We start from the raw sequence: 17,002 nt of genomic DNA, 5'->3' as shown, positions 1-17,002 counted from the left end.
CCGCGTCCGCCTAGTAACTCGTGGGCCAGGTGCTGAGGTGGTGCTCGCCGACGCCGCCGGTGCGGGCCAGCGCGTTGTCCTCGAGCGCGCCGAGGATGAACTCCCGGGTCCCCGCGGGGTCGATGACGTCCTGCACGCCGTAGACGCGGGCGACGTCGTACCCGGTCGACTCCTTGGCCATTTCGGCCAGCCGCCGTTCGTAGAGCTCCGGTTCGGTGGCCGGGTCGATCCCGTGCACCACCCCGACGGCCGAGCGCGGGTCCATGAAGCTCACCTCGGCGGTCCACCACGCGGCCATCGCGTCGGTGGTCCAGGCGCCGCCCATGTTCACGTAGCCCTGCCCGTAGTTCTTGCGCAGCATCACCGTCACCTTCGGCACGGTCGCGAGCGACAGGGCGTTCATCCAGTTGATGACCTTGCCGACGATGCCGCTGCGCTCGCCGTCCGGCCCGATCAGGAAGCCGGGCTGGTCGACGAGGAACACGAGCGGGATGTTGTACGAATCGCACAGCACGATGAAGCTCGTCGCCTTGGCGCAGGCGGCCGCGTCGATCGCCCCGCCCTTGAACATCGGGTTGTTCGCGATGATCCCGACGGACTGGCCGCCGATCCGGCACAGCGAGGTCACCAGCGACTTGCCGAAGCGTTCCTTGACCGGGAACACGCTGCCGAGGTCCGCGATCACCTCGATCACCTTGCGCACGTCGTACACCTTCGTGCGTTCCAGCGGGACCAGCGAGTGCAGCTGGTCTCCGCGCCCGGCCGAGCCCGCGGGCACCGGCGCGACCGGCGGCGCTTCACCGTTGTGTGCGGGCAGATAGCTCAGGAACCGCCGCAGGAGGTCGATCGCCTCCTCGTCGGTGTCGGCGACCGCGTCGGCGAACCCGGTGACCTCGGAGTGCAGCTTCCAGCCGCCGAGCTCCTGGCCGTCGACCTGCTGTCCGGTCGCCCGGCTCACGAGCTGCGGGCTGGACACCGCCATCACCGCGCCCTTGCGCAGCACCGCGAAATCGGAGCTCACGGTGTGCCAGGCAGCCGAGCCGAAGGAGTACCCGAAGGCTGCCGAGACCCACGGATTGGTGCGGCGGCGCAGGAACCGCGTGCGGTCGTTGGCGTTCCCGAGCCCGGTGCCGCCCATGACATCGGGCATCCGCACCCCGGTGGACTCGGCGAGGTACACCAGCGGAATGCCGCGGCGCGCGGTGAGATCCTTGAGGTGGCCCATCTTCTTGTTGCTGACCGCGCCCGAGGACGCGCCCTTGACGGTGAAGTCGTATGCGATCACCCCGGCGCGCCTGCCGTCGACGCAACCGGTGCCGGTGACCTTGCCGTCGGCGGGGGTGACGTGCTGGTCGGCGTCGATGTTCGAGGTCGCGAAGAGACCCATCTCGCGGAAGGTGTCCTCGTCGAAGAGCCGGGCGACGCGTTCGCGGGCGTTGAGCTCGCCCCGTTCGGCCCGGGCGGCCAGCTTGCGTTCGCCGCCCATCGCGAGGGCGTGCGCGCGCCGCTCCTTGTGCCGGAGCTCGTGGTCGATGGTCATGGCTGGGTGGCCTTTCCGGTCGAGGCGGTGGTGGCGCGGCGGTGCTGGAAGTCGAGCAGTGCCCTGGCGACCCGGCCGGCTTCGTCGACCGTGCCGAACACCGGCAGGCCGAGCAGCTGCGCCTGGCGGGTGTACCCGGCGATGGCGTCGGCCATGTCCGGACGGCCGTCACCCTTCAGCACGAGGAACTGCTGGGTGCCGTTCGCGGGCGCGCCGGCGATGCTGGCGATGATCGTGCCGGTGACGTCGCCGTACTGCTGCGCGAGATTCCGCTGGATGATGCCGACGTTGAGGTGCGTGATGAGGATCGACGGCGACGCCGATTCCAGCACGAGCGTCAGGACGTCACCGGCGACGGTGCCGCCGCCCACCGCAAGGGTGCCTGCGGGGGTGTCGATCGGGTTGGCGAGCCCGTTGCCCGGCGGGAGACCGAGTGCCTCGATCCGCGCGACGGTCTGGTCCGGCAGCGGTGGAACGGAAAACCCGTGGCGCGCCAAGGCATCTGTGGCCAGTACGCTCGCGCCGCCGCCGTTGCCGAACAGCACCGCGTCGCGGGTTTCCGGCGGGGGTCCGTCGAGCCGGACGGTGTCGAAGGTCAGCAGGACGTCGAGGAATTCCTCGAGCGAGTCGGCGAGCGCGATCCCGGCTTGGCGGCACAACGCGGGCCACAGCCGGTGGTTGCCGGTCAGCGCGCCGGTGTGGCTGGTCGCCGCCCGCGAACCGGCGGCAGTACGGCCTCCGGCGAGCAGGACGACCGGTTTGCCCAGATCCCGCGACAGGTCGAGGACTGCTTTCCCGGCGGCGAGCGACTCCAGGTACAGCCCGATGACGTCGACGTCCGGGTCGCCGAGGAGGTGCCCGACCAGCTCTGCCGCGTCCACATCGGACGAATTGCCGATACTGGTCACGCTGTGGAACGCGAGCCCGCGGGCCTCGCCGAGCCGCAGGATGTCGACGCTCAGCCCGCCGCTCTGCGACACCACCGCGATGCGGCCGGGCTGCAGCGGCGGGTCCGGGATGAAGCTGACGCGCGCGGCGGAGCTGTGCATGCCGAGGCAGTTCGGGCCGAGCACGCGGGTGCCCTGCGCGGCCATCCGGGCCACCAGGTCCCGTTCGAGTTCCACGCCTTCGGGGACCTCGCCGAAACCACTGCTGACCACCTGGGCGAACGCGACCGTGCCCGGGGCCGCGTCGAGCGCGTCGGGGACGACCTTGGCCGGGAGCGCCACGTAGGCGTAGTCGATCGGTCCCGCCTCGCGCAGGGACCGGCAGGCCGGCAGGCCCTCGATCCGGTCGGCGGACGGGTGGACCGGGACCAGCTTGCCGGGGAAACCGGAGGCCTGCAGGTCGGCGAGGTACCGGTTCGCGAGGTTCGTCCCGGTTGCGCTGGCGCCCAGCACCGCGATCGTGCGCGGGCGGAACAGACGGCCGAAGTCGCTGTGCGGCCGGGGTTTCCGGGCGGCCGGTTCCTCTTCGATACTGGACCGGACGAGCCGCGCATCTACTGCGATGGCGTGCTCGGAGGTGACGATGACCGGGTTGAGGTCGACCTCGGTTATCTCCGGTGGGAGAGAAGCGAGCAAGCCGTCGTCGCCGCCGATCCGCAGGACCAGCGACACGAGCGCGTCGAGGTCGGCGGCAGTTCCGCCGCGGGCGCCGCGGAGCAGAGCCGCGCCTTTGAGCTCGGACAGCATGGCCGTGACGTCGGACGCGGTCAGCGGGGCGATGCCGAAGGCGACGTCGGCGAACACCTCGACGAAAACGCCACCGAGGCCGAGCATCACGACCCAGCCGACGCCGGGGGTGCGTACCGCGCCGACGATGACCTCGTGCCCCGGCGCGGCTTTCTCCTCGACGAGGAACCGGTCGATCCGGTGGCCGTGCGTGGCGAGTGCGGCGGTCATCGCGGCGGCTTCGGCGGCCAGGTCGGCGCGGGCGACCCCGACCCGGACCCCGCCGGCGTCGGATTTGTGCACGAGTGTCGGGGACACGGCTTTCAGGACCAGGTCGCCGTGCAGGCCTTGCGCGGCGACGAGCGGGTCGGCGTGCGCCTGGCCCCGCGGCACCGCGATTCCGGCGCTGCGCAAGAGGTCTTTGGCCTCGGGTTCGGGGACGACCCCGGCACCGGGCGCGAGGGCGGCGACCGGTGGCCGTGGGGAGTTCTCGGTCAAGCGGCTTCCCTTCCTCGGGCGGGTGCACGTTCGTGGTCCGGCGAGTGTGGCCGGTCACGGCGGGTCCGGGGAATGCCGCGAACCGTGGACCGGTGATGGCGGATCGCTATCGCACCCGGCGATAGCCGGTCCCGATCGGGGCGCCAGCGCGCCGCGGCTTCCCCGGGGCGGCGGCGCGACGGATGATGACCGCGAGCCGTGCCCCGAAGCAGCGAGGAGATGCCGTGGAAGACCGCACCGCCGAACCCGTGAGCGAGTGCCCGCACCTGCGGGAGCTGTCGCTGGACCCGGCGCCGGAACGGCCGCTGGACGATCCGCCGTACTTCCGCGACCTGCGGGCCGGCTGCCCGGTCAGCGAGGTCGGCCTCGGCGGCGGCAAGACGTCGTGGCTCGCGACGAAGTACGACGACGTCAAGGCGATCCTGTCGGACAACCGGTTCAGCGCCAACCCGCACACGCCCGGCTTCCCGGTGCGCGGGCTGCCGGGCTCGGACCACCCGCTGGTGGCCGACAGCATGATCCGGCAGGACCCGCCGCTGCACACGACGCTGCGCCGGTGCGTGGTCAAGTACTTCACGCCGCGTGCGGTCGAGAACTACCGGCCGCAGGTCGAGGAGATCGTCGACACCCACCTCGACGCACTGGCCGGGGAGACGGGCCCGGTGGACCTGGTTTCGCAGTTCGCGCTCGCCATCCCGACCACGGTCATCACGCGGATGCTGGGCATCCCGATCGAGGACGCCCCGAGGTTCTTCGACCTCACCGAACGGCAGACGACGCTTTCGCTGCCGCAGGAGGAGATGTACCGCACGGTCGAGGAGTTCCGCGCGCTCGGCCTCGAGTACGCGGCACTCAAGGAGGCCGACCCGGCCGACGACCTGCTGAGCCACATGATCTGTGAGCAGTACGAGGCGGGCGGCATCACCCGCGACCAGCTCGCGGCCCTGATCACGATCCTCATCATCGGCGGCCACGACACGACCGCGGGCATGATCGGGCTGTCGATCTTCACCCTGCTGCGCCGCCCGGACCAGCTCGCGTTGCTGCGGTCCGGAGAACGCACCTGGGAGGTCGCGATCGAAGAGCTGCTGCGCGTGCATTCGGTGGCGCGCATGGGCCCGCGCCGAGCCGCGACCGAGGACATCACGATCGGCGAGCACACGTTCCGCAAGGGCGAAGGCGTGGTCGCGTCGATCTGGTCGGCCAACCACGACGAGAGCAAGTACGAACGGACGACATGGGAGGACTTCGAGATCCCGGTCGAGCGTCCGCAGCACCTCGCGTTCAGCTTCGGTCCGCATCAGTGTGTGGGGCAGAACCTCGCCCGGATGGAACTGCGGGTCGCGTTGCCGCGGATCTTCGCGCGGTTCCCGGAGATGAGGCTCGTCGACCCGGAGGTGACTCATTTGGCGTATCGGGATGATCGGGCGTTCTTCAGTTTGAAGGAATTGAACGTCACGCTGTGACCACGCGGGAAAGCCCGCTCCCTCGGATCTGCTTGGGGGAGCGGGCTTTTCTAGTGCTTGTACGCGCCACCGTCGACGACGATTGTCTGCCCCGTCACGAAGGATGCGCCGGGGGACAGCAGGAAGCGCACCGGTTCCACGAAGTCGTCCACTGTGGACGGACGGGAGATCGCCCGCGCGGCAATGGTCGCCGGTTCCGCGGCCAGCAGGTCCGCCGACAACGCCGTCGCGACGAGGCCGGGGGCGATGACGTTCACGGTGATCCCGCGGTCGCCGAGTTCGGCGGCCATCGACCGGGCGAACCCGATCACCCCGGCTTTGGCTGCGACGTACGCCGCGAGCCCGGCCGGGCCCTTGAACGCCGTACCGGAGGAGAAGAGCACGATCCGCCCGCCGTCGGTGATCGAGGGGGCGCAGGCCTGGACCGTTGCGAGCGTGCCGTGCAGGTTGACCTCCAGGATGCGGGTCCAGTCGCGGACCGGCATGTCCAGGAACGGCCCGCTGCGGCAGATTCCGGCGCAGTGCACGAGCCCGGCCAGGGGTCCTGCGGCGGACACCGCTTCAGCCAGCGATTCGTGGTCGGTCACGTCCGCGGCGAGGTACCGCACCCCGGGTACCGGGTCAGCGGGTGCGGCGGGATCCAGCACGACGACCGGCCGGTCGGCGGCGAATGCCGTGACCAGCCGGGCGCCGATCCCCGCGGAACCGCCGGTGACCAGCAGCGGCGCGGTCACCGGGACCGGCTCGCGACCACGTGTTCCAGGCCCTTGATGGTGTAGTCGAGGACCATCGACATGATCCCCATGAAGATCAGCACCGCGAACGACTCGGCGACCTTGAAGTTGCCGGTGAGCACGACCAGCCGCTGCCCGAGGCCGTAATAGGCACCGACCATTTCCGACAAAACCGCGCCCAGCACCGCGTACACCGCACCGAGACGCAGCGCGCCGACGATGCTCGGCAGCGCGGCCGGCAGCTCGATCTTGAGGAACCGCTGCACCGGCGACATCGAGAGCGACCTGGTCAGCTGCAGCACGTCGTGGTCGATCCCGCGCAGCGAGGCCAGCGTGGAGGTGAGCAGGACGAAGTACACGACGCTGCCCGCGACCAGGGCTTTCGGCGCGAAACCGAGGCCGAACCACAGGATGAAGATCGGGGCCAGCGCGGGCCGCGGCAGGCTGTTGGCCAGCGTGAGGAACGGGGTCGCGGCGCGTTCGAGTACCTCGGACCGGGAGAACACGACGCCGGTCACGATCCCGAGCAGCCCGCCCGCGGCGAGCCCGGCGAGCGCGCCGCCGAAGGTCGCGGACACGTCGGTCCAGAACGCGGCGTCGCCGAGCTGGTTCACGAGCCCTTTCGCGACCGCGTCGGGGGACGAGACGAACAACGGGTTGATGAGACCCTGGTGCGACGCGAAGTACCAGCCGCCGACGAGCACGACCGCGACCGCGATCCGGATCGCCCACACCTGCAGCCGTACCCGCGTCCGGCGCTTGCGCCGTTCGGCGAACACGGCGTGTTCCATCGCTGGGAGGTCCACGGCGGCAGTTCCGTCCGCAACGATCGATCGGCTCATTGTTCCTCCCGGGTCCGGGGGTCTACGGGCATCATCACTACTCCGCGAGCGGCGCGCGCACCAGGTCGATGTCGGCCGGGGTCGCGGTGTGCGGGCCGCCGTTCACGACCACCGTCTGCCCGGTCAGGTACGCCGCACCCGCCGAGCACAGGAAAAGGCACACCGGCGCGATGTCCTCGGGGCGGCCGAGCCGGTTCATCGCGACAAACCGGGCAACCCGGGCCTCGACGTCCTCGGCGGCGAACCGCGAAGCGGCGGTGACGACCGCGCCCGGCTCCAGGCAGTTCACGCGGACATTCAGGTCCGACCACTCCCACGCCATCGTGCGCGTGAGCGACGCGAGACCGGCTTTGGCCGCGGCGTAGGCACCTCGCAGCGGATGCGCGTGCCCGGCCGAGGCGGACCCGATGTTCACCACCGCGCCGCCGCCTTGGCGCCGGAACGACGGCAGGCACGCGGTCGCCAGATGGAAGGCGCCGCTGAGGTTCGCCTCGATCATCGCATTCCACGCATTGACCGACAGTTCGTCGAGCCGCGCGCCGAAGTTGCCGCCGGCATTGTTGATCAGGATGTCCACGCGGCCGAAGCGGTTTTCCGCCGCGGCGGCGATGTCGGCCGCGGTCTGCGGGTCCCGGATGTTGCCGGTGACCGCGACCGCGTCGCGACCCTGTTTGCGGATCTCGGTCACGACCTCGGCGAGTGCGTCGGCCCGCCGCCCGTGCACCACGAGGTCGGCGCCCGCGGCGGCGAACCGGCAGGCGACCGCGCCGCCGATCCCGCCGGTCGCACCGGTCACCACGGCCACCCGGCCGCGAAAGTCGAACTGCACGCCGCCGAACGGCGAAACCGCTTGCTGCGCCGGTGTCATCGCTGTCCTCCGAAGGTCCGGTTCCGGACTCAGGCTCGCCACCGGCCGCCGTTCTGGCAACGCTTCGCGGGCTATCGGAGCGATAGCCCGCGCGGGCGCCGGTTCGTATTGACACCTGCGGCCCGGGTCGCGGAGCATCACGGTTCTCTCGACCGACCCAGCGGAGTTGCAATGAGGCAGACCAGCATGGTGTATCCGAGGCCGGAATCCGCATCGCAGCAGGACGGGCAAGCGGCTCCGGCCGGTGCGCCGATCACCTTCCGGCACGTCAGCCACAACTTCATCCACGGCAAGCGCGCGGTGCTCGTCCTGGAGGATTTCGACCTGGACATCGGCGCGTCGGAGTTCGTCAGCATCGTCGGCCCGTCCGGCTGCGGCAAGACCACCGCGCTCGCGATGGCCGGGGGACTGGAACGGCCGCGTGCCGGGAGCGTGCTGCTCGACGGCGAACCGGTCGAGCGCACGTCCGACGACGTCGCCTTCATGTTCGCCCGTGACGCGCTGCTGCCGTGGCGCCGCGTCCGGCGCAATGTCGAACTGGGCCTGGAAGTCCGGCACGTTTCGGCGGCGGAACGGCGGCGGCGCGCCGACGAATGGCTGCGCCGGGTCCGGTTGGAGGAGTTCGCCGATTCGGACGTCCTGCACCTGTCGCAAGGCATGCGGCAGCGCGTCGCGATCGCGCGGACCCTCGTGCAGAGCCCGCGCGTCGTGCTGATGGACGAGCCGTTCGCCGCACTGGACGCGCAGACCCGGGCGAACCAGCAGCAGGAGTTCATCCGGCTGTGGGAGGAGGAACGGCCCACGGTCGTGTTCGTCACGCACGACCTGGAGGAAGCGATCCTGCTCAGCGACCGGGTGGTGCTGATGGCCGCGCGGCCCGGCCGGATCGTCGCGGACCTGCGGATCGACCTGCCGCGCCCGCGCACGCAGGAAATGCGCACGGCGTCGCCGGAGTTCGGCAAGTACCTCGAAACGCTGTCGGGGCGGCTGCGCGAGGAAGTCGCCGCCGCGGAGGAACGGCGCCAAGCCGACCAGGAGGCGTCCTCGTGACCGAATGGATCGACGCGGCGGACGGCACCGGGCTCGCGTACCGGGTCGTCGGCGACGGCCCGCGTCCGCTGATCCTGGTGCACTCGCTCGCGCTCGACGGTTCGTGGTTCGAGCCGCTCGCGGCCGAGCTGGACGGCAGATTCCGTTGCGTACTACCGGATCTACGCGGCCACGGCGAAAGCGAAGGTGACCCGGGTGCGATCTCGCTGGCCGGGGTGGCCGACGACATCGCGCTGCTCGCCCGGACCCTTGGCATGACCAGCGTTGCCGTGGCGGGGATTTCCCTCGGCGGGATGGTCGTACAGGCTTTGGCGCACCGGCACCCCGACCTCGCCGAGGCGGCCGTGCTCATGGCGACCACAGGTTCGTACGACGACAATGCGCGCGCCGGTGCCCGGGCGCGGGCGGAGGCGGCCCGCGCGCCGGGCGGGCTGGCCGCGCTCGCCGACCTGACGATGTCACGCTGGTTCGGCGGCGAGCCGCACCCGCTGCTCGGCCGCGCCCGTGACCAGTTCCTGAGCGGGGACCCCGGAATCCACGCCGCGTACCTCGAAGCCATGACCGCCGTCGGCGAGTTCTCCGTGCCACCGTCGGTGCCCGCTCTCGTGCTCGGCGGTACCGACGACGTCAGCACTCCCCGCGCGGTCCTGGAAAGCCTGCACGCGTCGATCCCGCATGCCGACCTGCGGTTCGCGCCCGGTGGTCACCTCACCGCGTTCACCCATCCCGCGCCCGTGGCAGCGCTGCTGGCGGAGTTCTTCGCCGCCGCTGATACCCCTAAGGATGCCCGCGTTGTCTGATTCCGCCCAGCCGTCCCCGGAGCAGGTACGCGGCCACCTGCAGGCAGCCGAGACCCCCGCGCTGCTGATGCTCGTCGCGCATCTCACCGACGACCCGTCCGTGCTGCGCCCGCAGTGGCGGCCCGATCCGGACCTCCTGCCCGCCACCGGACTGGACGCGGAAACCGACGCGGCGGCACGGGAGTTCTGCTTCGCGGCCCTCGAACCGTTCCTCGCCGACCTGAGCGGCTGGCCCGCCGAACCGTCCGCGACGGTCCTCGAATCCATTGCCGCCTGGGCACTCGACCGGTCCGCAGGCGAGGACGCGGACCTGCTGCGCGTCGCGTTCGTGCCGCCGGGCACCGACCCGCGCGCGCCGAAGTGGACGAAGGACGAACTCGACCCGGCCCGCCCGATGCGGGTGGCGATCGTCGGCGCCGGTCTGTCCGGGCTGATGGCCGGGCTGCGGATGAAACAGGCCGGGGTCGATTTCACCATCCTCGAAAAGAACGACGATGTCGGCGGGACCTGGTACGAGAACAGCTATCCCGACTGCCGGATCGACGTGCACAGCCACATTTACACGTATTCGTTCTTCCCGCACGACTGGCCGTCGTACTTCTGCCGCCAGGACGTCATTTTCCATTATCTGCGGGCGTTCGCGGAGGAAAACGGGCTGCTGGCGCACATCCGCTTCGGCACCGAGGCCACCGCGGCCGCGTGGGACGACGAGCAGCAGCACTGGGCGGTGACCACGAAAGGCCCGGACGGCACCGCGCGGACCGAGGAGTTCTCCGTCCTGGTGTCCGCCGTCGGCCAGCTGAACCGGCCGATGATCCCGCGCATCGACGGCCTCGACACGTTCGACGGCCCGGTGTTCCACACCGCGCAGTGGGACCACGGGGTCGACCTCGCCGGGAAACGGGTCGCGATCATCGGCACCGGCGCGACCGGCGTCCAGGTCGCCCCGGCCATCGCGCGGGCGGCGGAGTCGCTCACGATCTTCCAGCGCAGCGCCCCCTATCTGCAGCCGACCCCGGAGCTGCGCCAGGACGTCCCCGAGGCGGAACGGGCGTTGCTGCGCGAGGTTCCGCTGTACCGGGCGTACTACCGGTTCTCGATCTTCCTGCCCCGCGCGATCGGCAGGCTGGCCGCCGCGACCGTCGATCCGGCGTACCCGCCCACCGAGCACGCGGTGTCCGCGGCCAACGAAAAGCTGCGCGAACTGCTCACCGGGTACCTGCTCGGCCAGATCGAGGACCGCCCCGACCTCGCCGCGAAGATCATCCCCGACTATCCGCCCGGCGCGAAGCGGATCATCCGCGACGACGGGACCTGGGTCGCCACGCTCAAACAGGACCACGTCGAACTCGTCACCAAGCGCATCGCCCGCATCGACGGCAGCGGCATCCACACCGAGGACGGCCACTACGTCCCCGTCGACGTGATCGTCTTCGGCACCGGGTTCAACGCCTCGGACTTCCTGATGCCGATGAAGGTCACCGGCGCGGGCGGGGTGGACCTGCACGAGTCGTGGGGCATCGACGCGTGTGCTTACCTGGGGCTGACCATCCCGGATTTCCCGAACCTGTTCTGCATGTACGGCCCCAATACGAATCTGCTGCTGCACGGCAATCTCGTGCTGTTCATCGAATGCCAGTCGGTGTATTTGCTCAGCGCGGTGGAACAGTTGCTGGCCACCGGGAAATCGTCCCTTTCGCTGCGCCGCGACGTTTTCGAGAAATACCGCGACGAAGTCGGCGAGGCCGGTGCGATGCGGGTGTGGGGCTGGTCCAAGACCCACAGCTGGTACCACAACGCCGAGGGCCGCTCGACGGTCATGTGGCCGCTTTCCGCGCACCGCTACATCAGCAGCACCCAGGCCGTCGATCCCGACCAGTACGAGTTCCGGTGACCGGTCCGTCCTAAGGAGACAGTGCACAGTGATCACCGAACACACGATCGTCGTCAACGATCTCGAAACCCGTTACCTCACCGGGGGAGAAGACCACGAGTCCACTGTGGTCTTCCTCCACGACGGTGCCTGGGGCGCTTCCTCGGACGTCACCTGGGGCTCGGTGCTTCCGCTCGCGGCCCGCACCCACCGGGTGATTGCGCCGGACCTGCTGGGCTTCGGCGGGTCGGCCAAGGCGGTCCGGCTCGACCAGTCGCCGTTCGGCTTCCGGCTGCGGCACGTCTACGCGCTGCTCGACCGGCTCGGGGTCACCGGCCCGATTCACCTGGCCGGCAACTCCTTCGGCGGGTCCATTGCGCTGCGGGCGCTGCTGGATGCCCGGTCGAGTGCGCGGATCGCGTCGGTGACGTCGATCAGCGGCACCGGCGGCCCGTGGCGGAGTGCGGCGAGTGCCGAGCTGGCCGGGTACGACGGGACCCGCGAGGACATGACCCGGCTGGTCCGGCTCCTGTGCGACGACCACCCCGGGATCGAGGACCAGATCGGCGCCCGGATGCGCTGGGCCGCGATGCCCGGGCACTACGCCGGGATGCTCGCCCCGCACGCGTCGCCGCCGGAGCCGCTGCGGATCGCGCGGCCCGCCGATCCGTACCCGGCGCCGTTCGCCGACGTCACGACGCCGGTCCTGCTGTTCGACTGCGCGAGTGACCCGCTGGTCGAACGGGGCTGGGTCAAGCACCTGGCCGATCTCTGCCCGGCCGTCACGGTCGCGCCGGTGCCGTACCGGCATGCCCCGAACATCAGCCACCCCGAGCAGACTTGGCGCATCATCGCCGACTTCGTGAACGGAGCCTGAAACCGTGTTCGACGACCCCCACGACGCTGTCGCCGCCCCGGACGTCCGGCACGACGGGCTGTTCCGCCTCGATGGCAGGCGGTTCGCCGTGCTGGGCGGGGCGGCCGGTATCGGTGAGCACGTGGCCCGCACGCTCGCGTCGCTCGGCGCGCAGCTGCTGCTGGTCGACGTCGACCGGGAAGCTCTCGGAAAACTCGCCGCAGAACTGGGTGCGGACCGGTTCGCCGCCGATGTGTCCACCGAGGACGGTGCCCGCGCGCTCGCGTCGTATGCCGCCAGCGCGCCCCTGCACGGGTACGTGGACGTGATCGGCCAGATGCAGCGGAAACCGTTGCCGGACTTCACTCTCGCCGAATGGGAGAAGGACTTCCGGGTCAACCTGACGCACGCCTTCCTCGCCGCCCAGCACCTGGTCCCGCTGCTGGCCCGCCCGGATTCCGCGGTCGTCTACGTGTCCAGCATCAACGGCACCCGCGCGGGCAGCTACGCCGCGGGGTACGGCCCGGCGAAGGCGGCGCTGGAGAGCTGGGTGCGGCAGCTGGCCGACGAGTACGGGCCGGAGGGCATCCGGGTCAACGCGGTGGCGCCGGGATTGTTCCTGTCGCCGCGGTTCCTCGCCGGGGAGCACGCCCGCGCGATGGTGGAGCAGTTCAGCGGCAAGACGATGCTGCGCCGGCTCGGCCAGCCCTACGAGGTCGCCGCGGCGATCGCATTTCTGCTCACCCCGGCCGCCGGGTACGTCACCGGCGCCACGATCCCGATCGACGGCGGGGCCCGCGCGGTCGACGCGACCGGTCTCGACCTGCTTTCCGGCTGAGCATCCGGGGGCGCTCGACCATACGATGGCCGGGAGGACGGCGGCAGCGGCGCCGCGGTCCCGGCGGGAGTAGGGGTCGAGCGTGAGATTCGAGCAGTTGCGCTACCTCGAGGCGGCGCTGCGCACCGGCTCCTTCCGGCAGGCGGCCCACGAGCTCGGCGTGTCGCAGCCGACCATCACCAACCAGGTGCAGCGGCTCGAGGAGGACCTCGGGGTCGTCCTGGTGATGCGCGGTGCGCACGGGGTCCGGCCGACGGATGCGGCGGAGCGGATCCTGCCGCACGTGAAGGCGGCGATCCGGGCCGAGGACCTGCTCCGGCAGGAGGCCAGCGCGATCGACGGCCTCAAGATCGGCACGGTCAGCATGGGTACCGTCGCGATCGGCAGCATGCGGGTGCTGCCGCACCTCGTCCGCGAAATGCACGAGGGACATCCGAACATCCGCTTCGAGGTCACCGAAGGCGGCACGTACATCGTGCGCGACGGCGTCCTCGACGGCACGTTCGACCTCGGTCTCATCACGCGGGTCCCGCTCCCCGGCGAGCCACCGGACGACGACCGGCTGCACTACGTCGACCTGATGACCGGCCGCCTGGTGCTGTGCGTACCCGACACGCACCCGCTGGCGCGCGCGGAGACGTTCGACATCGACGACCTGTCCGGCGAACCGCTCATCTACTTCCGCGAGGGCAGCATCCTGCGCAAGGCGTTCGAGGAGCTCACGAGCGGTATCGACGCGCGGATTGTGTACACGACTGATGGTGCGGAGACGGCGCAGCGGATGGTGCGGGCGGGGGTGGGGATCGCGATTGCGAACACGTTGGCGCCGTCGACGACGAGTGGTAATGGGGTGACGTTGATTCCGATCAACAAGCCGTGGGCGCAGACGACGTTGTCGGCGATCGTGCGGACGGGGGAGTTGCGGGGGCGGATCGTGGAGACGTTGCTGCGGCAGATCCGGTCGTCGAAGAATCTGGTGTGACGTACGCGGTTCGCTGGCCCGGCGATAGCGTCCCGCTGCTTCCGTTGCGGGGAAAGCGTCCCTAGAGTCCCCGGTATGAAAGCCGTACACATCAAGGATCTCGAGGGCCCGTCGACCGTCTCCGTGGTGGACGCGGCGCCGCCGGTGCGCAAGGACGGCGACGTGCTGATCGACGTGCATGCCGCCGGGGTGTCGTTTCCCGAGGTGCTGCAGTCGCGGGGGCGCTACCAGGTCAAGCCGGACCTGCCGTTCATCCCGGGCGCGGAGGTGGCCGGGGTCGTGGCCGAGGCACCCGCCGATGCCGCCGTGCGGGTGGGCGACCGGGTGGCGGCGCTGCCGTTTCTCGGCGGGTTCGCCGAGCAGGTCGCGTGCTCGGCGGACGCCGTCTTCCCCATCCCGGACAGCCTCGGCTTCGAGCAGGCGGCCGCGATCCCGTTCAACTACCTGACCGCGCATTTCGCGCTGCGGCGGCGGGGACGGCTGGAACCGGGCGAGACGGTGCTGGTGCACGGCGCGGCGGGCGGTGTCGGGACCGCGGTCATCCAGGTGGCGAAGGCGTTCGGGGCCGGAGCGGTGTACGGCGTGGTCTCGACGCCGGAGAAAGGCGAGATGGCGGTCGCGGCCGGGGCGGACGAATACGTGCTGGCCGATGGGTTCAAGGACGCGATCAAGACGGCCACCGGCGGCCGGGGCGTCGACCTGGTGGCGGACGTCGTCGGCGGGGACCGGTTCACGGACTCCCTGCGGTGCCTCGCCGCGGACGGCCGGATGCTCGTGATCGGGTTCACCGCGGGGTCGATCCCGGAGGTCAAGGTGAACCGGCTGCTGCTGAACAACCTCGACGTGGTGGGCGTCGGCTGGGGCGCGTACGCCCTGGGCCGCCCCGGCTACCTGCAGGGCCAGTGGGAGGACTTCCTGCCGAAGCTGTCCGCCGGGGCGATCGTGCCGCCGCTCGGGGGCAGTTACGCGCTCGCGGAGGTCCGGGACGCGCTGGAGGCCATCGACAACCGCAAGGCGATGGGAAAGCTGGTCCTGCGGGTACGGGACTGAGCAGCGGGGACTGAGCAGCGGCGCCCGGGCGGGCGCCGCGCTTTCGCGCGCAGTCCACTGTGGAAGGTGATCGATTCAGCTCGCCCGTGATGTGGGTAACAGTGCGGTATGACCGGTTTTCCCTTGACGTTGAGGACTGATCAGCAGCTAGTCTGCTCCGCTAAGCGAGCGCTTAGTACGGAGGCGGCGAGGCCGCCTGACCAGGAGGTCACCGTGATGATGCGGGACGTGGCGAACGTCACGGAGCAGCCAGGACGCGCCGGTTGGTGCGGCGGAGGCGCGCGGGTGGCCGGGAACACGGGCCGGGTGCCCGCCGGAGCCCCCGCGGCATGGGAAGATCCGGCCCACCTGTACCGGACGCAGGCTCTGCCGCGATGAGCGGGGAAGGAGACAGCATGCTGATCGGGGTCCTCAAGGAAGCCCGGCCGGGCGAGACGCGGGTCGCCGCGACGCCGGAGACCGTGGGCAAGTTGCGCGGGCTGGGCTACGAGGTGGCCGTCGAGCCGGGGGCCGGGCTGGCGTCCGGGTTCTTCGACGAGGCGTACACCGGCGCCGGGGCCACGATCAGCGCCGTCACCGAGGCGGACATCGTCTTCGGGGTCAACGCGCCGTCCGCCGAGCAGCTGACTGCGGTGAAACCGGGGGCAACGGTGGTCAGCCTGCTGTCCCCGGCGCTCGACCCGGAGCTCGTGGAGGATCTGGCGAAGCGGCCGATCACCGCGATGGCGATGGATGCGGTGCCCCGGATCAGCCGGGCACAGTCGCTGGACGTCTTGAGTTCGATGGCGAACATCGCCGGGTACCGCGCGGTCGTGGAGGCCGCGCACGCGTTCGGGCGGTTCTTCACCGGGCAGGTGACCGCGGCCGGCAAGGTCGCTCCGGCGAAGGTGCTGGTCGTCGGTGCGGGCGTCGCCGGGCTGGCGGCGATCGGCGCGGCAGGCAGCCTCGGGGCGATCGTGCGCGCGACCGACCCGCGCCCGGAAGTGGCCGACCAGGTGAGGAGCCTCGGCGGGGAGTATCTGTCCATCGAGGACCCGAACGCGGAGGTTTCCGCCACCGGGTACGCGAAAGAGATGGGCGACGACTACAAGGCACGCGAGGCGGAGCTGTACGCCGCGCAAAGCCAGGACGTCGACATCATCGTGACGACGGCGTTGATTCCGGGCCGTCCGGCGCCGCGGATCATCACCGGCGAGATGGTGGCGTCGATGAAGGCCGGTTCGGTGATCGTGGACATGGCCGCGGCGAACGGCGGCAACGTCGAGGGTTCCGTGGCCGGTGAAAGCATCGTGACGGGCAACGGCGTCACGATCATCGGCTACACGGACCTGGCCGGGCGGCTTCCGGCGCAGGCGTCGCAGCTGTACGGCACCAACCTCGTCAACCTGATGAAGCTGATGACGCCGGAGAAAGACGGCCGGCTGGTCATCGATTTCGACGACGTCGTGATCCGGTCGATGACGGTCGTGAAGGACGGCGAGCTGACCTGGCCGCCGCCTCCGGTGCAGGTCTCTGCCGCCCCGGCAGCGCCCGCGGCGGCACCGGCAGCCAAGGAGAAACCGGAGAAGCAGCCCGTGACGATGGGCCGCCGCCTCGGTGTGGTGCTCGGGATCGCGGCGGTGTTCCTGTTGCTGGCGGCGCTGGCTCCGGCGGCGCTGCTGCCGCATCTGACGGTGTTCGCGCTGGCGATCGTGATCGGGTACTACGTGATCGGGAATGTGCATCATGCGTTGCACACGCCGTTGATGTCGGTGACGAACGCGATCTCCGGGATCATCGTGGTGGGGGCATTGCTGAATCTGGTCAGCGGCAACACGGTCGTGGTGGTGCTTGCCGCGGTGGCGACGCTGCTCGCGACCATCAACATCTTCGGTGGGTTCGCGGTCACGCGCCGGATGCTCGCCATGTTCTCCCGCAGCTGACCCGAGAGGC

General features: G+C 70.5%; 14 protein-coding genes. 9 read left to right on the top strand and 5 right to left on the bottom strand.

Going from position 1 to position 17,002, the window contains the following annotated elements:
• Positions 1 to 10: 10 nt before the first annotated feature.
• Both OO71_RS12285 and OO71_RS47305 read right to left on the bottom strand, forming a co-directional pair.
• The gene (locus tag OO71_RS12285) at positions 11 to 1,540 is read right to left on the bottom strand and encodes an acyl-CoA carboxylase subunit beta (protein WP_033289821.1); all 1,530 of its coding nucleotides are present in this window, start codon (positions 1,538 to 1,540) and stop codon (positions 11 to 13) included.
• The gene (locus OO71_RS47305; protein WP_051791482.1) at positions 1,537 to 3,711 is read right to left on the bottom strand and encodes an acetate--CoA ligase family protein; all 2,175 of its coding nucleotides are present in this window, start codon (positions 3,709 to 3,711) and stop codon (positions 1,537 to 1,539) included. The genes OO71_RS12285 and OO71_RS47305 overlap by 4 nt, the downstream gene beginning before the upstream one ends.
• 224 nt (positions 3,712 to 3,935) lie before the next feature.
• On the opposite strand from OO71_RS47305, the gene OO71_RS12275 reads away from it, so the two are divergent.
• On the top strand, positions 3,936 to 5,177 hold the full coding sequence (locus OO71_RS12275) for a cytochrome P450 (protein WP_051791481.1): 1,242 nt from the start codon (positions 3,936 to 3,938) through the stop codon (positions 5,175 to 5,177).
• Positions 5,178 to 5,227: 50 nt separating this feature from the next.
• Here OO71_RS12275 and OO71_RS12270 read toward each other — a convergent pair whose 3' ends face one another.
• The 3 genes from OO71_RS12270 to OO71_RS12260 are packed head-to-tail and all read right to left on the bottom strand — an operon-like array spanning position 5,228 to position 7,621.
• Positions 5,228 to 5,911: an SDR family NAD(P)-dependent oxidoreductase gene (locus tag OO71_RS12270; protein ID WP_033289820.1), complete on the bottom strand. Its 684-nt coding sequence runs from the start codon at positions 5,909 to 5,911 to the stop codon at positions 5,228 to 5,230.
• The gene (locus tag OO71_RS12265; RefSeq protein ID WP_033289819.1) at positions 5,908 to 6,753 is read right to left on the bottom strand and encodes an ABC transporter permease; all 846 of its coding nucleotides are present in this window, start codon (positions 6,751 to 6,753) and stop codon (positions 5,908 to 5,910) included. The genes OO71_RS12270 and OO71_RS12265 overlap by 4 nt, the downstream gene beginning before the upstream one ends.
• Before the next feature lie 37 nt (positions 6,754 to 6,790).
• Positions 6,791 to 7,621 (bottom strand): SDR family NAD(P)-dependent oxidoreductase, encoded by an 831-nt coding sequence (locus OO71_RS12260; RefSeq protein ID WP_051791480.1) that lies wholly within the window; start codon positions 7,619 to 7,621, stop codon positions 6,791 to 6,793.
• Positions 7,622 to 7,792: 171 nt separating this feature from the next.
• On the opposite strand from OO71_RS12260, the gene OO71_RS12255 reads away from it, so the two are divergent.
• The 8 genes from OO71_RS12255 to OO71_RS12220 all read left to right on the top strand — a co-directional run bounded on the left by OO71_RS12255 (position 7,793) and on the right by OO71_RS12220 (position 16,992).
• Positions 7,793 to 8,671, top strand: coding sequence for an ABC transporter ATP-binding protein (locus OO71_RS12255; RefSeq protein ID WP_156096269.1), 879 nt, complete (start codon positions 7,793 to 7,795; stop codon positions 8,669 to 8,671).
• A complete protein-coding gene (locus OO71_RS12250; RefSeq protein ID WP_033289818.1) occupies positions 8,668 to 9,471 on the top strand; it encodes an alpha/beta fold hydrolase in 804 nt (267 codons plus the stop codon). The genes OO71_RS12255 and OO71_RS12250 overlap by 4 nt, the downstream gene beginning before the upstream one ends.
• Positions 9,464 to 11,365 (top strand): flavin-containing monooxygenase, encoded by a 1,902-nt coding sequence (locus OO71_RS12245; RefSeq protein WP_033289908.1) that lies wholly within the window; start codon positions 9,464 to 9,466, stop codon positions 11,363 to 11,365. The genes OO71_RS12250 and OO71_RS12245 overlap by 8 nt, the downstream gene beginning before the upstream one ends.
• Before the next feature lie 28 nt (positions 11,366 to 11,393).
• On the top strand, positions 11,394 to 12,221 hold the full coding sequence (locus OO71_RS47300) for an alpha/beta fold hydrolase (RefSeq protein WP_051791478.1): 828 nt from the start codon (positions 11,394 to 11,396) through the stop codon (positions 12,219 to 12,221).
• 4 nt (positions 12,222 to 12,225) lie between these two features.
• Positions 12,226 to 13,038, top strand: coding sequence for an SDR family NAD(P)-dependent oxidoreductase (locus tag OO71_RS12235; RefSeq protein ID WP_051791477.1), 813 nt, complete (start codon positions 12,226 to 12,228; stop codon positions 13,036 to 13,038).
• Between the two features lie 82 nt (positions 13,039 to 13,120).
• Complete coding sequence (locus OO71_RS12230; protein ID WP_051791476.1) at positions 13,121 to 14,020, top strand: LysR family transcriptional regulator; 900 nt, start codon at positions 13,121 to 13,123, stop codon at positions 14,018 to 14,020.
• A 75-nt stretch (positions 14,021 to 14,095) separates the two neighbouring features.
• On the top strand, positions 14,096 to 15,070 hold the full coding sequence (locus tag OO71_RS12225) for an NADPH:quinone oxidoreductase family protein (RefSeq protein WP_033289817.1): 975 nt from the start codon (positions 14,096 to 14,098) through the stop codon (positions 15,068 to 15,070).
• Positions 15,071 to 15,465: 395 nt separating this feature from the next.
• Complete coding sequence (locus OO71_RS12220; protein WP_033289816.1) at positions 15,466 to 16,992, top strand: Re/Si-specific NAD(P)(+) transhydrogenase subunit alpha; 1,527 nt, start codon at positions 15,466 to 15,468, stop codon at positions 16,990 to 16,992.
• Positions 16,993 to 17,002 lie beyond the last annotated feature (10 nt).

It is taken from the genome of Amycolatopsis jejuensis (genome assembly GCF_000717335.1).
In the GTDB taxonomy this organism is placed as follows: Bacteria; Actinomycetota; Actinomycetes; order Mycobacteriales; family Pseudonocardiaceae; genus Amycolatopsis; species Amycolatopsis jejuensis.
Note: the sequence above shows the minus strand (reverse complement) of the source record. Positions and strands in the feature narration are given on the sequence as shown.